We start from the raw sequence: 19,720 nt of genomic DNA on the forward strand, positions 1-19,720 counted from the left end.
ACGTCGTTCCGGACACTCACGGTGGGGCGCCCGTCCTCGCCAGGATGTTCTCAGCGGATCATTCGAACACGGGGGAGAACCCATGGGATCGCGACAGACGGTGACGGTGTTCGGCGCGTACGGACACACCGGACGCTTCGTGGTGGCACACCTGCGGGAACGCGGGTTCGTGCCGGTGCTCTCCGGGCGCGACGCCGGCAAGCTGCGGGCGCTGGCGGCATCCGCCCCCGGCCTCGAGGTCCGGCCGGCGTCGGTCGACGACCCCGCCTCGCTCGACCGCGCCCTGGACGGCGCGGACGCCGTGATCAACTGCGCCGGGCCCTTCGCCGTGACCGCGGCTCCCGTGATCGAGGCGGCACTGCGCGCCGGGATCCCGTACGTCGATGTGGCGGCCGAGATCGAGGCCAACCTCGACACGTTCACGGACTTCGCGGGCCGCGCCCGCGCGGCGGGAGCGGTGATCGTCCCCGCGATGGCCTTCTACGGCGGCCTCGGCGACCTGCTGGCCACCGCCGCGATGGGGGACTGGACGGCGGCCGACGAAGCGAACATCGCGTACGGACTGAACAGTTGGCACCCCACCCCCGGGACACGCACCGCGGGCACGGTCTCCCAGGAGCGGCGAGGCGGCCGGCGCGTCCGCCACACGGACGGGCGATTGGAGTACCACGACGACAAGCCGATGCTCCTGAAGTGGTCCTTCCCCGACCCGACGGGCACCAGGGAGGTCGTCGCGGAGTTCACGATGGCCGACGTGGTCACCATCCCCAGCCACCTCTCCATCCCCGAGGTACGCACCCACATGACGACCGAAGCGGCCAGAGACCTCTCCGCCGCGGACACACCGGCGCCGACCGCGGCCGACGAGGACGGGCGGTCCGACCAGACCTTCGTCGTCGACGCCGTCGTACGCTCCGGTGGCACCGAACGGCGCGCTGTGGCACGCGGCCGGGACATCTACGCCGTCAGCGCGCCGCTCGCGGTGGAGGCGGTCCACCGCATCCTCACCGGCCGGACCCGCACGGTCGGTGTCGCCTCCGCCGGTGAGATCTTCGACGCGCCCGACTTCCTGCGCGCCCTGTCCCCGCACATCTCGCTCGAACTGCTCGGGCAGGGCACAAGCCGCAGCGGTGCGCGACGGCGGTGAGCGGTGGCCGTGCGGGCTTCCGGATCTCCCCCCATGCTGGATGAGGGGGTGAGGCCACGGAGGAGGTGGTGAGGATGCAGACCGTTGTGGACCTCACGCGCTGCCAGGGCTATGCGCAGTGCGTGTTCCTCGCACCGGACGTGTTCGAGCTGCACGGCGAGGAGGGTTTGCTGTACGCCCCGGCCGTCCCGGACGACCAGGTCGAGCGCGTGCGCCAGGCCGCGGCGGCGTGCCCCGTCCAGGCCATCCTCCTCGGTGAAGGGGTGAGCGCCGGTGCCCGGTGATCTGAGCGACGGCCGCATCGTGATCGTCGGCGCGTCGCTGGCCGGGTTGAGGGCCGCGGAGACGCTGCGCGAGGAGGGTTTCACCGGCTCACTGACCGTGGTCGGGGACGAGCCCAGTGCGCCGTACGACCGGCCACCGCTGTCCAAGCAGGTGCTGCTCGGCAAGGCGCCGGCCGACACCACGGCACTGCCGATGCGCCGGGACCCGGACGCCGACTGGCGACTGGGAGTGGCCGCCACCGGCGTGGACCCCATGGAGAAACGGGTGATGCTGGCCGACGGCGAGTCGCTGCCGTACGACCGGCTGCTGATCGCCACCGGTACCCGGGCGCGCCCCTGGCCCAACCGGGACGAGGGATCCCTGGACGGCGTGTTCACCCTGCGCACCAGTGACGAGGCCGGGAAGCTGGCCGAGCGGCTGGCCGCCGGGCCGGAGCGGGTGCTGGTGATCGGTGCCGGCTTCACCGGTTCGGAGATCGCCTCCGCCTGTCGGGAGCGGGGTATCGAGGTCACGGTCGCAGAACGCGGCCCCGCACCTCTGGTGGGCGCGCTCGGCGGCACCCTGGCGAAACTCGCGGCAGCCATGCACCGCAATCACGGCGTGGACTTGCGCACCGGGGTGACGGTCACCGCTCTGCGCGGGGACGGGAACGGCCGGTTCACCGGTGCGGACCTGTCCGACGGCAGTCGTGTCGAGGCGGATGTGTGCGTGGTCGCGTTGGGGGCGGTCCGCAACGTCGAGTGGTTGGCGGAGTCCGGGTTGGCGGCGGGTCCGCGCGGGATCGCCTGCGACGCCGGGTGCCGGGCCTTCAACATGTACGGGATAGTGACCGACGACGTCTTCGCGGCCGGTGACGTCTCCCGGTTCCCGCACCCGCTGTTCGGGTACCAGATGCTCTCCCTGGAGCACTGGGGCAACGCGGTCGAACAGGCCGAGGTGGCGGCTCACAACATGGTCAGCCCGGGGCCTCTGCGGCGTCCGCACCTCGCCGTCCCGACGTTCTGGTCGACCCAGTTCGGGCTCAACATCAAGTCGGTGGGCGTGCCCACCTACTCCGATCACGTGGTCGTCGCCCAGGGCTCTTTGGAGGCGCGCCGCCTTGCGGTGGTCTACGGCTACCAGGGACGGGTCACCGCCGCGGTCACCGTCGACATGGCCAAGTCGCTCGACTACTACAAGCACCTGATCGAGACGGCCGCTCCGTTCCCGCCCCCGCCCGGCGCGGCGGACCGTCCGTTCGCGGCCGACGTCACGATTCCGTCCGACGTGCCGGACCCGAGCGGGCTGTCGCACGGCCCCACCGTGGCGCTCACCGGTTACCTGCCCGATCGACGACTGACGGTGGTGCAGCCCACGCGGTGACCCACGTCCCGCCCGACCACGAGGAGCCACCATGGCCTCCGAGACCTTGCTGGCACGGATCTCCGACTACGCGAACCGCCCCAACCCCTATCCGCTGTATGCGGAACTCCGCGAGGCCGGTCCCGTGGTGCGGCAGGCCGACGGCAGCTGTCTGATCGGCACCTACCACGAAATCGCCGCTCTGCTCCACGATCCGCGGATGAGCGCCGAACCGCGCCGCACCGACGCGTCGTCCGAGGAGACGAGGCGGCCGCCGTTCCTGCGGATCGACGACCCCGAGCACCACAGACTGCGCACCCTGACCATGCGGCCGTTCGGGCCGCCGCACACCCCCGGCCGGGTCGACGCCATGCGCGGCGAGATCGCCCGGATCACCGGGGAACTGATCGAGGCGCTCCGGGACCGTGAGCAGTTCGACGTCGTCGACGACTTCGCCTACCCCCTGCCCATCACCGTCATCTGCCGACTGATGGGCGTCCCGCGTGAGGACGAGGCACTGTTCCAGGGATGGACCGACGTGATCGTCGCGTCCGCCGACATCGGGCCCGAAGAGGACACCACCGAACGGGACAAGGCGGGCCTGCAGGCCCGCCAGGAGATGGGCGGGTACTTGGTCAACCTCGCCGAACAGCGCCGCGGCAGTCCCACCGGCGACATGCTCTCCGACCTCATCAACGAACCGGACCCCGCCCTGCGGCTCACCGTCGAGGAACTCGCGGAAACCACCATCCTGTTGTTCATCGCCGGACACGAGACCACGGTCAACCTGATCACCAACGGCGTCCTCACCCTGCTGCGCCGGCCCGACGAACTGGACCGGCTGCGCCGCGAACCCGACCAGCTGCCGCGCGCGGTGGAGGAACTGCTGCGCTACGAACCCCCGGTCCACATGCGCGAGAGGATCCCTCTCGCCGACATCGATGTCGCCGGCACCACGATCCCCAAGGGCACGTCCGTCATCCTGGCGCTGGCCTCGGGCAGTCGCGACCCCAAGCGGTTCCACGAGCCCGACCTGTTCGACCCCACCCGCCCGGACAACGAGCACTTCGGCTTCGGCAGCGGGATCCATCTCTGCTACGGCGCACCACTCGCCCGCATCGAAGCCGAGACCGCGCTCGGCGCGCTGCTTCCCCACCTCGGCACGGCCCGCCTGGTCCAGGACCCGCCCCCCTACCGCCAGAACGCCATGCTCCGCGGCCCCCGCCACCTGCCCCTCCAACTATGAACCGGCGAGGCGGCGGCTATGCGGTGAGGTGGTCGTGCCGTGCGGGGCTTCCGGTCACGTAGTGCACGTACTCGCGCTCCAGCCGGAACCCGGCGGTCCAGGCGAGCAGGCGGCCGGGGCGGTTGTCGCGGGAGCAGGACCAGCTCGCGGTGTGGCCGCGGGCCGCGATGTCCGTGCACAGGGCGGCGACGCAGGCGAGGGCGAGGTGTTCGCGTCGGTGCTCGGGGACCGTGAGGCAGGCGATGCCGTCGCATCGTCACGCCCCACGGGAGACGGGGTGTCGAGGAGGGCGGCATGCGCTGTACGTACACCATGCGCTCCCACGGGGTGACCTGGCCGAAGGTGTGTGTGGTGGGGTCGCCCCTGGGGCTCAGCGCCGACCGGCCTTGCGGCCGTGGTTCGCCTTGTTCCTGCGGCGGGCTCTCTTCTTGCGGGAGCGCTTGGACATGTGCATCAACTCCGGTGCTTGGAAGGGAAGTTCGAGCGGTGCGGCCGATGAGCAGGTCGGCGAGCTTGTTGAGGCGCTTGATCGTGCGGTCCTCGGTGGCGGCCGGGGCCGGTGTGACGCCTTCGTGGGCGTACCCCGGCATCAGCGCTGTGTCGCAGACGCCGGGGTGCACGGAGACCGCGGTGACGCGCGGGTCGGCGGCGAAGACGGTGAGCGCGAGCTGCGACTGGGCGTAGGCGGCGAGCCGGGAGTAGCGGCGGGCGCGGTTGGGGTCGCTCCACTGGATGTTCGCGGTGCGGTGCAGGGACGACGAGCCGTTGACGACCCGGCCGCCGGGGTCGCTGGTGAGTGCGGGTTCCAGCAGGCAGGTCAGGAGGTGGTGGGCGAGGAAGTTGACCTGGCAGGCGATCTCGTTGCCGTCCGTGGTGACGGTGTGCCGCTCGGGCGCCGCCACGCCCGCGTTGTTGAGGAGCACGTCGAGGTGCGGGTGCTGGGCGACGACCTGGTTCGCCAGGGACTCGACCTCGTCGAGGTGGGTGAAGTCGGCGCAGTTCTGGCCGGCGTAGACGCGGGTCCCGCTGCCCGGCCCCGACGGTTCCGTCGCCCCGGGCGCCCACTGCGTGAAACGGGCAGCATCGTCGGCGACGTCGTGCGCCGGTCGCTCACTTCCGCTGACATACCGGAGGCGATCTTCCACGAACTTGCGGACAGGGCGGAGGACTTGTGGCCGTTGCCCTGGCGCGAGGCCATCCTCGACTGCATCGAGCGGCGTGCGGTCATCGGCACCCCGACCGCCGAGTACGTCCCCGGCCAACTCGTCAACGGCCGCCTCGCCGATAGAGGGCGGTCTTCTCGTGGTGAGTCTCGATGCCTCGCCACGGCTGCCCCAGTTCTGGGAATTTTCTGAGAACCCACCGTGGATCTTGGCCGTCCGCGCCCTATGACCTGCGTCGTTCGCCATCGGCTCTCAGAAATCTCCCAGAACCTCTCGGGAACCTCGTACCCGCGACCGCCACTGTGTGCGGGTCCCCATGGCCACGCGGCGCTGCACCTTCCCCCGTTCGGCGCCGCGTGTCCCTTTTCTGTGAACGAAGCGGAGTTGCTCTGCATGGCTGCTACCACGCCCCGTCTCCAGACCAAGCCGGACTCCGGTCCGCGGCCTGGTCCCGGAACCAGGCCGCGGCCCGGTACGGGCCCCCGGCCGCCACGTCGCACCGTGCCGGTGCGGTTGATCGGGCCGTGGGAGAACTTCGTGGAAGGGGCGGCGGCCGCGCTGTGCGCGGTGGTCGCCATGGCGGCCGCGTCCGCGCTTGCGCTGACGTTGCTCGACGCGGGATCTGCCGGCTCGGTCTGGTCGCTGGCCATGGCTTTGACGGCCATGGCCGTCGGCGGTTCGGTCAGCGCCGGTTCTGATGTGTCCGGGGACGGCGGGTCGATGGGCGGCCTGGCGTCCCTGTTCGGCGGTGGTGGCGGTGGCATGAGCCCGTCGATGAGCGGTGCGGCCGATGTCGTACCGCTCAGCGTCACACTCGTCGGAGCCGTCGTGCTGTGGATCGCGTTCTCCCGGCGGTTGGGTCAGGGGCAGCAGCGGCGGTTCACCGCCGGTGAACTGGGCGTGCGTGCGGCCGGGGCGGCTGGTGCGGCGCTTTGCACGCTCGTGATCGTGGCCGCTCTTGCGAAGGGATCGGCCACCATGCCCGCGTCGGCGATGAGCAGCATGGGAGGAGCCGACGGTAACAGGGCTGCTGAGGGCTTCGGAGGAGGGAGCGGCGGCCTGGGTGAGCTCATGGGCGGTGGCAGCGGTGGTCTGGGCGGTCTCATGGGCGGTGGTTCGGGGACCCGGATGGCCGTGACGTACCACGTGAGCGCCGGATCGGCGGGCGTCGGTGCGGTGTTGTGGGTGGCCGTCGCGCTCGGTGTGGGATGCCTGATCAGCCGACGGGTGCGGCTGCCGCTGGGCGGTGCGCTGGACGGACTGCGCGCCGGCTGGGGCCGGAGCCTGTCGGCAATCGTGCGTGCGGTCCTCGTCCTGGCGGCCGTACCACTGGTGGCCCTGGCTGTTGTCGGGTTGGTGGTCGGCGGCAAGGCGGGCTCGGCGGCGGGTGCCGCCCTGTTGCTCGCCCCGAACGCCCTTGCGGTCTTCCTGACCCTGGGCGTCGGTTCCTCGTGGACGGCCGGGTTGCATCCGGTGCAGAGCGACAGCAGCAATCCGCTCGCCGCTCTGATGGGTGGTCTGGGCGGGAGTACAGGGGCCATGGGCGGCGGCCGGCAGACCGACCGTACCGAACACCTGAGGTCCCTGGCGGTCGGCGGCTGGCCGCTGTGGCTGGCGGCCCTCACGGTGACCGCTCTCATCCTGGTCTGCTGTGCCTACCGGGCGGCCCGCGCCACGAACCCGGCCCATCTGGTTCCGCTGCACCCCTACCGGGGACCGCTGGCGGTGCACCTCGGCATGGCGCAGCGGTTCGGTGTCGTCACAGCCGTCGTGATGGGTACGGCGGCCTGGCTGGTGAGGGCATCCGGCACCTTCGGCGTCAGCATGTTCGGCAGCGAGATGGGAGGAATGAGCGTCGAACTGAGCGGCAGCGTGCTGCGGACGCTCGCCTTCGGGCTGCTCGTCGGAGGGCTGGCCGGATTCGGCGGGAGTCTGTTGGCCGCTGCGCGCGGTGCGTTCGGGGCACGGTGACAGCGGACCTTATGCGGCGAAGACAGGACGGTTCCGTATCCTGCCGTGCAGGATCCCGGCTGCCGTGCGCTGCGCGTTTTCCGCCGTGCCCCCTGTCTGTGGCGGGGCCGGGAGCATGTTCCCGGTTGCCTGGAGGCCCCCTTTGATCGCAATTGAGCGTGCTGCCCTGCCTGGCACCGGTGCTGGAAGCGACTTCAACCTGACGCATGCCAGAGATGTGAATCTGTTGGTGGTGGACGACGAATCCACCGTCCGGGAGCTGCTGTGTGCGGCCTTGAGGCACGCCGGCTTCACCGTCGCCGCGGCTGGGACGGGGCAGGAGGCGCTGGACCGGGCGCGGGAGGTCACACCGGATCTGGTGCTGCTCGATGTCATGCTGCCCGACCTGGACGGCTTCGAGGTGATCCGGCGGCTGCGCGGGCGGCACCGCCCTGCCTCGGGATCCCGGACCGGACACGTCCCCGTCGTGTTCCTCACCGCCCGCGACGGCACCCGGGACAAGATCGAGGGGCTGGTCCTGGGCGGCGACGACTACGTGACCAAACCCTTCGACCTGGAGGAGCTGATCGCGCGGATCCACGCGGTGCTGCGCCGCACCAGCGGCGACCCCACCGCACTGCTGCGAGCCGCCGACCTGGAACTCGACCCCGAGGGAATGCAGGCGGCCCGCTCGGGAGAGCCGCTGCGGCTGTCGCCCACCGAGTTCCGGCTGCTGCACTACCTGATGACCAACGCCGGACGCACGGTCTCCAAGGCGCAGATCCTCCAGCGGGTCTGGGACTACGACTTCAACGGCGACACCGGCATCGTCGACACCTACATCAGCTATCTGCGCCGCAAGATCGACAACGGCGGTCCCAAGCTCATCCACACCGTGCACGGCGTCGGGTACGTGCTGCGGGGGCCGAAGTCGTGACCGGCTCCCGCATACCCGGGGCGTGGACGAGGGCGTCGCTGCGCGCCCGGGTGCTCCTGCTCGCCGTCGCGCTTCTGACGGTCGGCTTCACGGCGTTCAGCCTGGTCACCGGTAACGCCCTGCGCGGTTACTTGGCGGACCGCGTCGACGCTCAACTGCGCGCCTCCGCCCAGGTGTTCGCCCTGATTCCGCCCACAGCGGTGGCGAACGGCGCCGCCCGAAAGCCGCCATCCCGCCTCGGTGACTTCAGCACGGACGTCCTCGGCAACCCCGTCATCATCTACGTCACGAAGGACGGCACGGTCGAGACCAGTGTCGACTCCCTCGCCGGGACCAGTCGCACCGACCAGGCACGAGGCCCTGTACTGCCCCGGATGAACACCGCCGCGGTCATCGCCCGCGACGGCCGCCCCTTCACCGTCGCCGGCACGAAGGGCGACACCCGCTGGCGGGTGATCGCGGTGCCCAGGATCACCGGCGCCCGTCTGCCGGGCGCCGCGACGACGAACGCCGCCACGTCCGGCAGCGTCGTCGTGGCGACGACGATGGCCCAGGTGGACAGCACGGTGAACCGCATGTGGCGGATCTACCAGAGCACGGGACTGGGCCTGCTCGTGGTTCTGGCCGTGGCCGGCTGGTTCGCGGTGCGCTCCGGGCTGCGTCCGCTGTCCCGTATCGAGGAGACGGCCGCTGAGATCGCCGGCGGCGACCTGTCTCGTCGTGTGCCCGAACTGGCCGGATCGAAAACGGAGTTGGGGCGTCTGGCGGCGGCACTGAACGGCATGCTCGGGCAGCTCGAGTCCGCCTTCGCCGCCCGCGCCGAGTCCGAGACGCGGATGAGCCGGTTCGTCGCGGACGCCAGTCACGAGCTGCGCACTCCGCTCGCCGGCATCAAGGGCCTGACCGATCTGCACCGCATGGGCGCCCTGCCCGAGCGTGAGGACGTCGACGCCACGATGGACCGCATCGCCCGCGAGTCCGAACGTCTCACCCGGCTCGTCGAGGACATGCTCCTGCTGGCCCGCCTCGACGAACACGCGCTGAAGACCACGGGCAAGCCCGCCAGTTCCCGCGTGCCCGGGGGCCCGCCGGATCTCGACCTCGCCCCCGCTGACCTGCGCACCCTGGCCGCCGACGCCCTCCACGACGTACGCGCTCTGGACCCGTCCCGCTCTGTCACGCTCACCGGTCCGGGCGGCGACGGCCCACCCGCCCTCGCGCCCGCCCTCGCCGACGAGGCCCGGCTGCGTCAGGTCGTCTCCAACCTGGTCGGCAATGCCGTCGCCCACACCCCGTCCGGCACGCCTGTGCGGATCGGCGTCGGGACGGTCGGCGACCACGCTGTCCTGGAGGTGGCCGACGAGGGCCCAGGGCTCATGCCGGAGCAGAGCGGCCGTATCTTCGAGCGTTTCTACCGTGCCGACACCTCCCGCAACCGCGCCACCGGCGGGGCGGGCCTCGGCCTGTCCATCGTCCAGTCCCTGGTCACCGCCCACGCGGGACACGTCGTGATCGAGTCGACCCCTGGCCAGGGCGCCACGTTCCGGATCCTGCTCCCAAGACTCGCCGATCAGCCGACGCCGACCGGGCCGACTGAACCAGCGGCGCTCAAGGTATGACCGTCACACACGGGTTCCGGCTTCGGCCGGCCCCGTGGACGCCTTCCATCAGGCCGCGGGCCGCATGAGGCCGGACTCGTAGGCGAAGGCCACCGCCCGGACGCGGGCGTGAGCTCCGATCTTGGCGAGGATGTTGCTCACGTGGCTTTTGACGGTGGTCGGGGTTATGGACAGCCGCTCGGCGATCTCGGCGTCGGACCAACCGGAGGCGACGACGGCTTCGTCAGCTCGCGCGCTTCGATCATGGGAGTGGGCCTTTCCTGCCTCGAACCAGGTCGCGGATGGGTACCAGTCACCCGACAGCGGCCGAAGCCGAACGGGAGGCCGTGGCGTGGACGAGCGCGAGCAGTCGCCGGGACGGACCGACGTGTCGGCGCAGCGATCTCACGGCGGAGCGCCGCGCCGCGCCGTACGGCTCGCCGCCTGGCTGCAGAAGCTCCCGCCCTGACGGCAGCCTCCGCAGATGTCCTTAGGGCCGGACTGGCCGCCCGCGCCGCCGCCCTGCACCGGGCCGCACTCGCGGCGGGGTGCGCCGGTGTCCCGCCGCAGGTCATGGCCGGTGACTCCCGGCTTACGGAGGGCACCGTACGGCGCTGGATCGCGGCGGACGGCGGCCGCCGCTGAGCACGTTCCGGCTTGCCGGTGGGGCGCCCACCTGTCCGAGTGGCTGGCGTCGGATGTGCCCTGTGCCCAGACTTCAAGATCGTGCCGGCGGCGGACAGGCGGCCAGTGTTCAGTATCACCGCAGGTGACAGTGGTAACGGTGCTCATTGCAGTCTTTGGCGAAAGCCTCCGCGGCGCGGTTGACTTGCCTTCCGTCACAGCAAGACCGCGAGAAACCGGAGGCTTCCGTGTCCGACCACAACCACGACCACGGTGGCCATGGCCACGAGGGCGGCGGCGGTCATTCGGGTCACTCCCATGGGGTGTCCGCGGACGCCGACCGGCGCTGGCTGACGATCGCCCTGGTGCTGATTGCGGTGTTCATGCTCGCCGAGGTCGTGGTCGGCGTGCTGGCCAACTCGCTGGCGCTGATCTCGGACGCCGCGCACATGCTCACCGACGTAGCCTCCATCGTGCTGGCGCTGATCGCGATGCGACTGTCGGCCCGCCCGGCGAAGGGGCGCTTCACCTACGGCCTCAAGCGCGTGGAGATCCTCTCCGCGCAGGCCAACGGCCTGACTCTGCTGCTGCTTTCGGTCTGGCTGGCTTACGAGGCCATCCACCGCCTCGTCTCCCCACCGGCGGTCAGCGGCGGCCTGGTCCTGGTCACGGCGCTGATCGGGGTGGCGGTCAACTTGGTCGCCACCTGGTGCATCTCCAAGGCCAACCGCACCTCACTGAATGTCGAGGGCGCCTACCAGCACATCCTCACCGACCTGTTCGGCTTCATCGCCACCGCCATCGCCGGAGCCGTCGTTCTCACCACCGGCTTCGCCCGCGCGGACGCGATCGCCTCCCTGCTCGTGGTGGTCCTGATGCTCAAGGCCGGCTACGGCCTGGTCCGCGACTCCGGACGGATCTTCCTCGAAGCCGCGCCCGCCGGTCTCGACCCCGACGCACTCGGCGACCGCCTGGCCGCGCAGGACACCGTGGTCGAGGTCCACGACCTGCACGTATGGACGATCACCTCCGGCCAGAGCGCACTGTCCGCCCACGTCCTGGTCGAGCCGGGCGGCGACTGCCACGCCGTGCGCCGCGGCCTGCAGAAACTCCTCCTGGAGGACTACCGCATCGGCCATGCCACGCTGCAGGTCGACCATGTCGGCGAGGACTCCCCGGACCTCCTGCAGATCACCACTCCCGCCACCGGCGACGACCGCGACCCGCACTGCGACGACGCCCACGGCCCTGTCCACCGCCCCGGCCCCCACGACCACTGACGCGCCCGCCGACGTTCGCCGTCTTCAAGACGGTCTCCTACGTCGAACACGCCGAACTGACCGCCAGTACTACCGTGGACTCATGACGGCACCGCTGGACGTGCTGGTGGTGGGTGCGGGTCCAACGGGGCTTGCGCTCGCCACGCAACTGCGTGTCCATGCGACCCGGTTCCGGATCCTCGACCGCTCCCTGGACCGGGCGCACGAGTCGAGGGCCCTGGCCATCCAGCCCCGCACACTGGAGGCGCTGGCTGGGTTCGGGGTGACGGACGAACTCGTCGACCGTGGCAATCCCACGATGCGGTTGCGGATGCACCTGCCGCGACGCGTCGTGCAGATGCCGCTGTTCGACATCGGGCTGGCCGACACCGCGTACCCCTTCCTGCTGTTCCTCTCGCAGGCCGAGACCGAGGACGTCCTGTCGGAGCACCTCGCCGCGCAGGGCGTGGTGATCGAGCGCGGCACGGAGCTGATCCAACTGGAGCCCAAGGGCTCGTACGTCTCCTGTCGGCTGCGGCGCAGGGACGGCGAGGAGGAGACGGTGGACGCGCGGTACGTCGTGGGCTGCGACGGCGCCCACAGCACCGTGCGCACCCAAGCGGGTATCGATTTCGAGGGTTCGGCCTATCCACAGGTGTTCCTGCTCGCCGATCTCGAGGTCGACGGGCTGGAGCCAGGAGCCGTACACGCCTACATGACCGGGACCGGGATCCTGCTCTTCTTCCCGCTCGGCTCGCCCGCGACCTGGCGGATGCTCGCGATGCGGCCACCCGGCACCCCGGACACCGAGGTGAAGCTCGGGCTGCTGCAGGAAATCGTCGGTGCGTACACCACGGACCGGCTGGTGCTGCGGGACCCCGCCTGGATGACTGACTTCCGGCTCCACAACCGCGGCGCGACCCGATATCGCTCGGGACCCTTCTTCCTGGCCGGGGACGCGGCGCACATCCACAGCCCGGTCGGCGCGCAGGGTATGAACACCGGCATCCAGGACGCGCTGAACCTGGGCTGGAAGCTCGCCGTCGTCTGCCAGGGTGCCGCGCCCGAGGAACTGCTGGAGACCTACGAGGCCGAGCGCGCCCCGGTCGGCCGCAGCGTCCTGCGCTTCACCGACCGCGCCTTCACCATCGCCACCAGCCGCAACCCGGCCCTCCGGCTGGCCCGCGCACAACTCGCCCCGCGACTGATTCCGTTGGCGCTACGCGCGATCGGAATGCGTGGCCGCCTCTTCCGTACCGTCTCCGAACTCGGCATCCACTACCGCCACAGCCCTGCATCGAGCACGGGACCACGCTCGTCCAAGAGAGGTCCCCGGGCCGGGGACCGGCTGCCCGACTTGCCGCGCGGACTCCAGGCAAGGACCGCGGGGCGGGGGTATCACCTGCTCCTGTCCGGACCACCTGACCTCTGGCCCGATGAACGGCTTGCCCCGGTCCTGCGGGGGCGAGCCGACTTGGTCAGCGTGCATCGGCTCAACGAGGAGAGCCCATGGCCGGACGTCGCACAGGGCCTGGTGCGCCCTGACGGCTACCTCGGCTATGTGGCGCACGGCACGCATCTGGAAGGGCTGTGCGTCTACCTGGACCGCTGGCTGCCCACGACCTGACCGATCGTCATTCGACGGGGCCAGCCGAGCGAGGTGCACATGTGCTCGTCGACCACGACGAGCACCAAGTCGGCGTCACGGGTGAAGGTCTCGCCCTCCTGTCCCTGCGCACTGATCTACAGGGAGGAGCCCTCGCTCGACCGTCTCGGCGTCGAACTTCTCGGCCTGGGCGCGCATGTGCGCCATGAGGTCCGGGCCGTCGATGCCCTCGGGGAAGCCGGGGAAGTTCTCGACCTCGGTCGTCGTGGTCAGCGCGCCGCCGACGAAGACGAGGGGCCTGAGCTCGGCGCGGGCGGTGTAGAGGGCAGCGGTGTATCCGGCGGGGCCGGAGCCGATGACCATGACCTCGCGCACGTCGTCTCTCGCGGTCAGGCCGCTCACGCCTCCTGCTTGGCGTCGATCTCGGCGATCAGGACCTCGATGCGGGTCTTGATCTCGTCGCGGATCGGGCGGACGGCCTCGACGCCCTTGCCCGCCGGGTCCTCCAGTGCCCAGTCGAGGTACTTCTTGCCGGGGAAGATCGGGCAGGCGTCGCCGCAGCCCATGGTGATGACGTAGTCCGACGCCTGGACGGCCTCGGTGGTGAGGATCTTCGGCTTGGCGTCGGCGATGTCGACGCCGACTTCCTTCATGGCCTCGACCGCGGCCGGGTTGACCTGGTCACCCGGGATGGACCCGGCGGAGCGGACCTCGATCCGGTCGCCCGCCAGGTGGTTGAGGAATCCTGCGGCCATCTGCGAGCGCCCGGCGTTGTGGACGCAGACGAACAGCACGGAGGCGAGCGGGCTGGAGGACATCGGTTCTTCCTTCATGGTGTGGACCGGGTGGTGCGCGCGTTGTGGCCGCAGACGAACAGCCCCCGGGGCAGCCCGACGCCGGGTGCCCCCTCGACATGGGCGAGTGCGTCCAGCCGCTCGGCCGCGAGGCGTTCATCGGGCAGGACGGGAAGCGGGGACGCAGTCATGAGAAACCCCTTCGATGGGATACGGGTCCCAGGGTTCAGTGCAAGCTGATATCAGCTCGGAATGATGTGAGAGTATCAGTCCATGATGACATCAGTCGACACTGATCTGATCCGGGTTCTGGCCGACCCGCTCCGGCTCCGGATCGTCACCCTGCTCGCCCACGAGACCCTCTGCAGCACGCACCTGATCGAGGAGACGGGGGTCAAGCAGACCAACCTCTCCAACCATCTGAAGGTGCTGCGCGAAGCCGGGGTCGTGGAGACCGAACCGTGCGGCCGGTTCACCTACTACCGGCTCAAGCCCGACGTCATCGCATCCCTCGCCGGCCAGTTCGCCGACCTCGCGGAGACCGCGCGTGTCACCGCCGAGAACAACGTCAAGCGGTCCTGTCCCTGATCACCGGCCCCTGACCGCTGTCGCCCGAGTACCTGTCGCCCGAGTACCCCGTCGCCCGAGGCGACCGCACCGAGGAGTCCTGTTGACCGCCACCCACGAGTCCGCCACGGGGTCCGCCATACCCGCTGGCGAGCCGGAGCCCGCCCCGGGGGCCACACCGCCCCGTACCCCGTTGGCCGCCAAGGCCGCCGCCGAACTGGTCGGCACGGCGGCCCTGGTGGCCGTCGTGGTCGGCTCCGGCATCCAGGCCACGGAGTTGACCCACGACGTCGGCCTCCAACTGCTGGCCAACTCGCTCGCCACCGTCTTCGGGCTCGGCGTCCTGATCACTTTGCTCGGCCCGGTCTCCGGCGCGCACTTCAACCCCGCCGTCACCCTGGCCGAGTGGTGGACGGCACGGCGCGGCGGCGCCGGGGTCACGCTTCGGGAAGCGGTCGTGTACGTCCCCGCACAGATCGTCGGCGCGATCGCGGGCGCCGTTCTGGCCGACGCGATGTTCGGCGAGCAGTTGGTGAAGTGGTCCACGCACGACCGCTCGGCCGGGCACCTGCTGCTCGGCGAGGTCGTCGCCACTGCCGGACTGATCCTGCTGATCTTCGGCCTGGCCCGCACCGACCGCCTGCGCTTCGCCCCCGTGGCCGTCGCCTCGTACATCGGCGCCGCCTACTGGTTCACCTCCTCCACCTCCTTCGCCAACCCGGCGGTGACCATCGGCCGCGCCTTCACCGACACCTTCGCGGGCATCGCGCCGGGCTCCGTCGCGGGCTTCATCGGCATGCAACTCGTCGGCGCGGTGGTGGGGCTGGCGCTGGTGGCGCTCATCTTCATGCCCGGCCGAGTGCCCGCCGAGCAGCCCGCCGCATGACCTAGTCGACCCAGGTCGTGGTGATCGGCGGCGGTCAGGCCGGACTCGCCGCCGGGTACCACCTGCGCCGACTGGGCATCGAGTTCGTCCTATTTGCGCGACTACGAGAAGCGATACGACTTGCCCGTCCAGCGGCCGGTGCGCGTCGCGGGCGTGCACCGGGACGGTGAACTCCTGCGGGTGGAGACCGGCTTGGGGACCTGGAGCGCACGGGCGGTCATCAGCGCGACGGGGATCTGGCGGCGGCCTTTCCTGCCCGCGGTGCCCGGGCGCGGGGACTTCGGCGGCGCACAGCTGCACACCGTCGAATACCGCACGCCCCAGGAGATCGTCGGCCGCCGCGTGATCGTGGCCGGGGGCGGCAACTCCGGCGCGCAGATCGCCGCCGACCTCGCCCACGACACCGAGCTGACCTGGGTCACCCAGCGCCCGCCCCGCTTCCTGGCCGACGACATCGACGGCCGTGCTCTGTTCGACGCCGCCACTGCCCGCCGCCGCGCTCTCGACGAAGGCGGTACGGACACCGGTGGCGTCGCCTCGCTCGGCGACATCGTCGCCGTCCCGCCCGTACGCGCGGCACGCGACGGTGTACAGGCTTCCGCCCGGCGCTCTCCCACCTCGCCCCACTCAAGCTGCGGGAAACGCGTGGCCGCATCCTCGCCGTCTGCACCCAGGCCGTGGCCGAACCACGCCTGCATCTGCTCGGCTACGGCGACTGGACCGGGCCGGCCTCCGCCACACTGATCGGCGTGGGTCGGACTGCGAGGGACGCGGCCCGCGCGGTCGCCGAGCTCGTCCGCTGATCGATGCCCATGGCCCTGTGGTGACCCGTCCCGGCGACGGCTGTCAGGCGATCTTCAGCATATGTGCCATGGCTGCCACCACCGACGGCTCCACTCGGTAGTACACCCAGGTGCCGCGCCGCTCGGAGGCCAGCAGCCCGGCCTCCTTCAGTTTCTTCAGGTGGTGGGAGACGGTCGGCTGGGAGACGCCGACGTCGGAGATGTCGCACACGCACGCCTCGCCGCCCTCGTGCGAGGCGACCAACGAGAACAGTCGCAGTCGCACCGGGTCGCTGAGCGCCTTGAACATCGCCGCGGTCCGCTCCGCCTCCTCGGCACTCAGCGGACGCTCCGTCAGCGGCGGGCAGCATGGCGCCACGGATTCAGCAGCCTCAGGTTCGAGCAGCGGCAGAACCTTGGGATTCGACATATGTCTATGTTGACACATGTCGAACTAGCGAGCGGCTGCCCCGTCGGCCCGGCGTCAACGGCGATGTCGGCGACTCCGCAATCGATCTCCAGTTTCGATGAATGTCTATGTTGACGCTTGTCGAATCAGGTGCCACGCTTGCCGTGTAAGACATCGACAAACGTCGAAGCAAAGGGGAATCGTCGTGACTGCGCCTTCTACCGATACCGAGGGGCCCACCACCGACCAGCTGCCCGTCGCGGTCATCGGAGCCGGCCCCATCGGCCTGGCCGCCGCCGCCCGCCTCGTCGAACGCGGCATCGAGCCGCTGGTCCTGGAAGCCGGGCCGACCGCGGCCGCCGCGGTGCGTGAGTGGGGCCATGTCCGGCTGTTCTCCACCTGGGGCGAGGTCACTGACCCGGCCGCCGAGAAGCTCCTCGCGCCGACCGGCTGGACCAAGCCCGACGCGGCCACGTACCCCTCAGGCGGCGACTGGGCCGAGCGGTATCTGCAGCCACTGGCCGACGTCCTGGGCGACCGCGTGCGCTACCGCACCACGGTGACCGGGGTCTCGCGCACCGGACGCGACCGCATCGTCGACGCCGACCGCGAAAGCCGGCCCTTCGTCCTGCACCTCACCACCGCCGATGGGCAGGAGGAGCGCATCTTCGCGCGCGCCGTCATTGACGCCTCCGGCACCTGGACCAAGCCCGCCCCGGCCGGGGCCGACGGTCTGCCCGCCCTCGGTGAAAAGGCCGCCGCCGACCGCGTGACCTACCGCGTCCCCGACCTCAAGGCCCCGGCCGTCCGCACTCGTTACGCGGGCAAGCGCACCGCCGTCATCGGCTCCGGCGCCTCCGCTTTCACCGCGCTGGCCACCCTCGCGGACGTCGCCGAGGACGAGCCGGGCACACACGCGGTGTGGGTGCTGCGGCGTGGTATCAGCGGTGCCACGTTCGGCGGCGGTGAAGCCGACCAACTGCCCGCCCGCGGTGCGCTGGGGCTGGCGGCGAAGGTTGCGGTCGACCACGGCTACGCCGACGCGGTCACCGGATTCCGTACCGAGGCCATCGAGCGGGCGGACGACGGACGGCTCATCCTGGTCGGCGACGACGGCCGACGCCTCGACCCGGTCGACGAGGTCATCGTCCTGACCGGCTTCCGCCCCGACCTCGCCTTCCTGTCGGAGATCCGCCTCGGCCTCGACGAGCGCCTCCAGGCCCCGACCGCGCTGGCCCCGCTGATCGACCCCAACGTGCACTCCTGCGGCACGGTTTACCCGCACGGCGTCAACGAGCTCTCCCACCCGGAGGAGGGCGTCTACCTGGTAGGCATGAAGTCCTACGGCCGTGCCCCCACGTTCCTCGCCATGACCGGCTACGAGCAGGTCCGCTCCATCACCGCCGCACTCGCAGGCGACCAGGAGGCCGCCGAACGCGTGGAGTTGACCCTTCCGGAGACCGGCGTGTGCGGTGGCGCCGGCCTGTTCGACGAGCGCGAGAGCGCCGAGCAATCAGGTGGCGGATGCTGCGCCGCCCCCACCACCCTCCAGATCGGCATCGGCGCCCCGGCCACCATCTCCGGCGGCTGCTGAACTCCGTACCCATCCAGGGAGGTTCGACATGTCCCGCGTACAGCTCGAGGTGTGGGTCCGCGGCCCCGGCCAGGAACCATGGGAGGTGTACGTCGTCAAGGCCGACACCGACACCCTGTCCGTCGGCTCCGCCCCGGCGGCCATGTCGGCGCTCGTTTCTGCGCCTCGCCCGGACTGGAGCCTGTCCGGTCGATCTTGGTGGAAGCAGCCGGTCAAGGCAGCGAATGCGCTGCCACGTAAGCTCCGCGCATATGGATGACCGCACCCCGCCCTCCAGCTCGCTGCCGGTTTTGGCTGGTGGTGAGCCTGGCGAGACAGCAGCCCCGCTTCTGGACCGGTTGCGTATTGCCGTGTCGCGGCGGCTTGCCGCAAATCTGCCTGTGCCGGCCTCGATGATGCAGTGGCTGGATGAGGAGATGGACACTTTCGCCGATGACTCAGAAGTGCTCGGCGCGCTCTTCGATCAGTTGCTTCATACCCACGCACTGGACACTGCCACTGCAGGTGCGGCGGTGCTTCTCGCGGACGTGGTCATCGACAGTCAGGCCGCTGCCGCGGTCCGTGCCGCACTGACGGTGACGCTGGCCGAAGCGGCGACGGCCGCACTGCGTGTTGAGGCGCTGGACCCGCAGGGGTTCGTCAGTACCGAGGCTGTGCTGCGGCAGCAGACTGACAGCGAGCGAGCCGTCCGGCAAGCCGTTCGAGGGGATGCTCCCCGCCTGTTTGCGCAATGGGACGAGGAGCCTGAAGTGATGCAGTTCGCGCTTGCCGTGCTTGCGGCCGCCTGCGCCGGGACTGATGTCATCACGCGGATCGCAAGCCTGGCTGCTGTGTGGCCGGAGACCCCTCGGGCGGCCACCTTGGCGCTGGCCTGCGCTCTGGCTGCTGACGATGACGAGGCGATCGCGGAAGCCCTTGGCGAGACCGTCAGGCATCCCGACTACAACCCTGACGCCCAAGGAGATCCTGAGGCTCTTGTGCAAAGCCAGGGGCTGAGCCTCCTGATCGACCTCGCACAGCAGGAGATTGGCCCTCTGGTCTTCCCACGGTCGTAGAGGCCCGCGCAGCCCAGCGGCCCATGCGCCGGCTCTCACTCCGGCGACTGGGCGCGTCCGGATCGGCGCGGACAACCCGATGCCACTGCATCGCTCCTCGCACTGCGCGCTGACCACGCGCCGTCGCCCATAGGATCTAATGGGCAGGCGCACGCGGAGTATGACGAATACTGATCAACACCGGTCGACAGCTCCGTCTTGGATTTGCGCGGCCCTCGACCCTGGATGGTTGTACATGACTTCTGCCTCTCCCCATCTCGATCCTGCCCAGCCCGCACAGGACACGGCAGGCTCGCGAGCTGCGCTGCAGCACAGCGATCTCTTTCTCCAGCCGCACTACACCGTCGACCTGCCGCCGCTGGACGAGGAGGAAGACACCTTCTCCCCGCCTCCGCCCCCGCCCGCACAAAAGCGGCGCGGAGCTCCCCGAGGTCGTTGACTGCAGACAGTCCCCGCATCGGTGAGGCGCGGCTCGCC

General features: G+C 70.5%; 19 protein-coding genes and 4 pseudogenes. 16 read left to right on the forward strand and 7 right to left on the reverse strand.

The genetic code is table 11. The features are described 5' to 3' along the window. The first annotated feature begins 82 nt into the window (after window positions 1-82). The 4 genes from OG798_RS39825 to OG798_RS39840 all read left to right on the forward strand — a co-directional run bounded on the left by OG798_RS39825 (window position 83) and on the right by OG798_RS39840 (window position 4,019). Window positions 83-1,147 (forward strand): saccharopine dehydrogenase family protein, encoded by a 1,065-nt coding sequence (locus tag OG798_RS39825; protein ID WP_267063150.1) that lies wholly within the window; start codon window positions 83-85, stop codon window positions 1,145-1,147. A gap of 74 nt (window positions 1,148-1,221) precedes the next feature. Then, window positions 1,222-1,431, forward strand: a complete 210-nt coding sequence (locus OG798_RS39830; RefSeq protein WP_095851918.1) for a ferredoxin — start codon at window positions 1,222-1,224, stop codon at window positions 1,429-1,431. Further along, the gene (locus tag OG798_RS39835) at window positions 1,421-2,794 is read left to right on the forward strand and encodes an NAD(P)/FAD-dependent oxidoreductase (protein ID WP_097224420.1); all 1,374 of its coding nucleotides are present in this window, start codon (window positions 1,421-1,423) and stop codon (window positions 2,792-2,794) included. Before OG798_RS39830 ends, OG798_RS39835 begins: the two co-directional genes overlap by 11 nt. Window positions 2,795-2,825: 31 nt before the next feature. Then, window positions 2,826-4,019, forward strand: a complete 1,194-nt coding sequence (locus tag OG798_RS39840; RefSeq protein WP_328758584.1) for a cytochrome P450 — start codon at window positions 2,826-2,828, stop codon at window positions 4,017-4,019. A gap of 370 nt (window positions 4,020-4,389) precedes the next feature. On the opposite strand, the gene OG798_RS56660 is transcribed toward OG798_RS39840, so the two are convergent. Together OG798_RS56660 and OG798_RS39850 are read right to left on the reverse strand one after the other, a co-directional pair. Beyond that, window positions 4,390-4,467, reverse strand: coding sequence for a 50S ribosomal protein bL37 (locus OG798_RS56660; RefSeq protein WP_388308666.1), 78 nt, complete (start codon window positions 4,465-4,467; stop codon window positions 4,390-4,392). 34 nt (window positions 4,468-4,501) lie between these two features. Next, window positions 4,502-5,164 (reverse strand): annotated as a pseudogene (locus OG798_RS39850) (SDR family NAD(P)-dependent oxidoreductase); the annotation flags it as partial. 519 nt (window positions 5,165-5,683) lie between these two features. Between OG798_RS39850 and OG798_RS39855 the strand changes: the two are divergent. From OG798_RS39855 to OG798_RS39865, 3 genes are all read left to right on the forward strand, one after another. Further along, a complete protein-coding gene (locus OG798_RS39855; RefSeq protein WP_328758585.1) occupies window positions 5,684-7,153 on the forward strand; it encodes a streptophobe family protein in 1,470 nt (489 codons plus the stop codon). A gap of 232 nt (window positions 7,154-7,385) precedes the next feature. Then, window positions 7,386-8,069, forward strand: a complete 684-nt coding sequence (locus OG798_RS39860) for a response regulator transcription factor (RefSeq protein ID WP_373558924.1) — start codon at window positions 7,386-7,388, stop codon at window positions 8,067-8,069. Next, entirely contained in the window at window positions 8,066-9,688 is a 1,623-nt protein-coding gene (locus tag OG798_RS39865; RefSeq protein WP_328758586.1) for a sensor histidine kinase, read from the forward strand. Before OG798_RS39860 ends, OG798_RS39865 begins: the two co-directional genes overlap by 4 nt. Before the next feature lie 48 nt (window positions 9,689-9,736). On the opposite strand, the pseudogene OG798_RS39870 reads toward OG798_RS39865, so the two are convergent. After that, a pseudogene (locus OG798_RS39870) lies at window positions 9,737-9,901 on the reverse strand (response regulator transcription factor); the annotation flags it as partial. A 638-nt stretch (window positions 9,902-10,539) separates the two neighbouring features. Between OG798_RS39870 and OG798_RS39875 the strand changes: the two are divergent. Together OG798_RS39875 and OG798_RS39880 are read left to right on the forward strand one after the other, a co-directional pair. Next, the gene (locus OG798_RS39875) at window positions 10,540-11,571 is read left to right on the forward strand and encodes a cation diffusion facilitator family transporter (protein WP_267063154.1); all 1,032 of its coding nucleotides are present in this window, start codon (window positions 10,540-10,542) and stop codon (window positions 11,569-11,571) included. An 82-nt stretch (window positions 11,572-11,653) separates the two neighbouring features. Beyond that, window positions 11,654-13,177, forward strand: coding sequence for an FAD-dependent monooxygenase (locus tag OG798_RS39880; RefSeq protein ID WP_328758587.1), 1,524 nt, complete (start codon window positions 11,654-11,656; stop codon window positions 13,175-13,177). 114 nt (window positions 13,178-13,291) lie between these two features. Here the strand turns inward: OG798_RS39880 and OG798_RS39885 are convergent. The 3 genes and pseudogenes from OG798_RS39885 to OG798_RS39895 all read right to left on the reverse strand — a co-directional run. Continuing rightward, a pseudogene (locus tag OG798_RS39885) lies at window positions 13,292-13,519 on the reverse strand (NAD(P)/FAD-dependent oxidoreductase); the annotation flags it as partial. Window positions 13,520-13,554: 35 nt separating this feature from the next. Then, window positions 13,555-13,974, reverse strand: a complete 420-nt coding sequence (locus OG798_RS39890; protein WP_097224415.1) for an arsenate reductase ArsC — start codon at window positions 13,972-13,974, stop codon at window positions 13,555-13,557. Window positions 13,975-13,985: 11 nt separating this feature from the next. Beyond that, window positions 13,986-14,141, reverse strand: a complete 156-nt coding sequence (locus OG798_RS39895) for a hypothetical protein (RefSeq protein WP_218902270.1) — start codon at window positions 14,139-14,141, stop codon at window positions 13,986-13,988. Window positions 14,142-14,223: 82 nt separating this feature from the next. Between OG798_RS39895 and OG798_RS39900 the strand changes: the two genes are divergently transcribed. From OG798_RS39900 to OG798_RS39910, 4 genes are all read left to right on the forward strand, one after another. Then, on the forward strand, window positions 14,224-14,538 hold the full coding sequence (locus OG798_RS39900; RefSeq protein WP_095851909.1) for an ArsR/SmtB family transcription factor: 315 nt from the start codon (window positions 14,224-14,226) through the stop codon (window positions 14,536-14,538). Window positions 14,539-14,620: 82 nt separating this feature from the next. Further along, window positions 14,621-15,403 carry an aquaporin gene (locus tag OG798_RS39905; RefSeq protein ID WP_121414646.1) on the forward strand — a complete coding sequence of 261 codons (783 nt, stop codon included), beginning with the start codon at window positions 14,621-14,623 and terminating at the stop codon, window positions 15,401-15,403. 20 nt (window positions 15,404-15,423) lie between these two features. Beyond that, complete coding sequence (locus OG798_RS56665; protein ID WP_353962273.1) at window positions 15,424-15,573, forward strand: hypothetical protein; 150 nt, start codon at window positions 15,424-15,426, stop codon at window positions 15,571-15,573. Then, on the forward strand, window positions 15,524-16,147 hold the full coding sequence (locus OG798_RS39910; RefSeq protein WP_353962274.1) for an NAD(P)-binding domain-containing protein: 624 nt from the start codon (window positions 15,524-15,526) through the stop codon (window positions 16,145-16,147). Before OG798_RS56665 ends, OG798_RS39910 begins: the two co-directional genes overlap by 50 nt. A 102-nt stretch (window positions 16,148-16,249) precedes the next feature. Here OG798_RS39910 and OG798_RS39915 read toward each other — a convergent pair whose 3' ends face one another. Then, on the reverse strand, window positions 16,250-16,615 hold the full coding sequence (locus OG798_RS39915; protein ID WP_121414645.1) for an ArsR/SmtB family transcription factor: 366 nt from the start codon (window positions 16,613-16,615) through the stop codon (window positions 16,250-16,252). 184 nt (window positions 16,616-16,799) lie between these two features. Here OG798_RS39915 and OG798_RS39920 point away from each other — a divergent pair, with 184 nt between their 5' ends. The 3 genes and pseudogenes from OG798_RS39920 (at window position 16,800) to OG798_RS39930 (ending at window position 19,243) form a co-directional block, all read left to right on the forward strand. Further along, window positions 16,800-18,188: an NAD(P)-binding domain-containing protein gene (locus OG798_RS39920; RefSeq protein WP_328758589.1), complete on the forward strand. Its 1,389-nt coding sequence runs from the start codon at window positions 16,800-16,802 to the stop codon at window positions 18,186-18,188. A 37-nt stretch (window positions 18,189-18,225) separates the two neighbouring features. Next, window positions 18,226-18,447: pseudogene (locus tag OG798_RS39925) on the forward strand (hypothetical protein); the annotation flags it as partial. Further along, window positions 18,440-19,243, forward strand: a complete 804-nt coding sequence (locus tag OG798_RS39930) for a hypothetical protein (protein WP_328758590.1) — start codon at window positions 18,440-18,442, stop codon at window positions 19,241-19,243. The pseudogene OG798_RS39925 and the gene OG798_RS39930, both read left to right, overlap by 8 nt. The last annotated feature ends 477 nt before the right edge of the window (window positions 19,244-19,720 follow it).

It is taken from the genome of Streptomyces sp. NBC_00271 (genome assembly GCF_036178845.1).
Taxonomy (GTDB): Bacteria; Actinomycetota; Actinomycetes; order Streptomycetales; family Streptomycetaceae; genus Streptomyces.

Bases quoted from the DNA above. Each gene is read 5' to 3' on its own strand.
- OG798_RS39825 (WP_267063150.1), top strand. From the start codon at position 83: ATGGGATCGCGACAGACGGTGACGGTGTTCGGCGCGTACGGACACACC.
- OG798_RS39830 (WP_095851918.1), top strand. From the start codon at position 1,222: ATGCAGACCGTTGTGGACCTCACGCGCTGCCAGGGCTATGCGCAGTGC.
- OG798_RS39840 (WP_328758584.1), top strand. From the start codon at position 2,826: ATGGCCTCCGAGACCTTGCTGGCACGGATCTCCGACTACGCGAACCGC.
- OG798_RS56660 (WP_388308666.1), bottom strand. From the start codon at position 4,467: ATGTCCAAGCGCTCCCGCAAGAAGAGAGCCCGCCGCAGGAACAAGGCG.
- OG798_RS39880 (WP_328758587.1), top strand. From the start codon at position 11,654: ATGACGGCACCGCTGGACGTGCTGGTGGTGGGTGCGGGTCCAACGGGG.
- OG798_RS39890 (WP_097224415.1), bottom strand. From the start codon at position 13,974: ATGTCCTCCAGCCCGCTCGCCTCCGTGCTGTTCGTCTGCGTCCACAAC.
- OG798_RS39895 (WP_218902270.1), bottom strand. From the start codon at position 14,141: ATGACTGCGTCCCCGCTTCCCGTCCTGCCCGATGAACGCCTCGCGGCC.
- OG798_RS39900 (WP_095851909.1), top strand. From the start codon at position 14,224: ATGATGACATCAGTCGACACTGATCTGATCCGGGTTCTGGCCGACCCG.
- OG798_RS39915 (WP_121414645.1), bottom strand. From the start codon at position 16,615: ATGTCGAATCCCAAGGTTCTGCCGCTGCTCGAACCTGAGGCTGCTGAA.
- OG798_RS39930 (WP_328758590.1), top strand. From the start codon at position 18,440: ATGGATGACCGCACCCCGCCCTCCAGCTCGCTGCCGGTTTTGGCTGGT.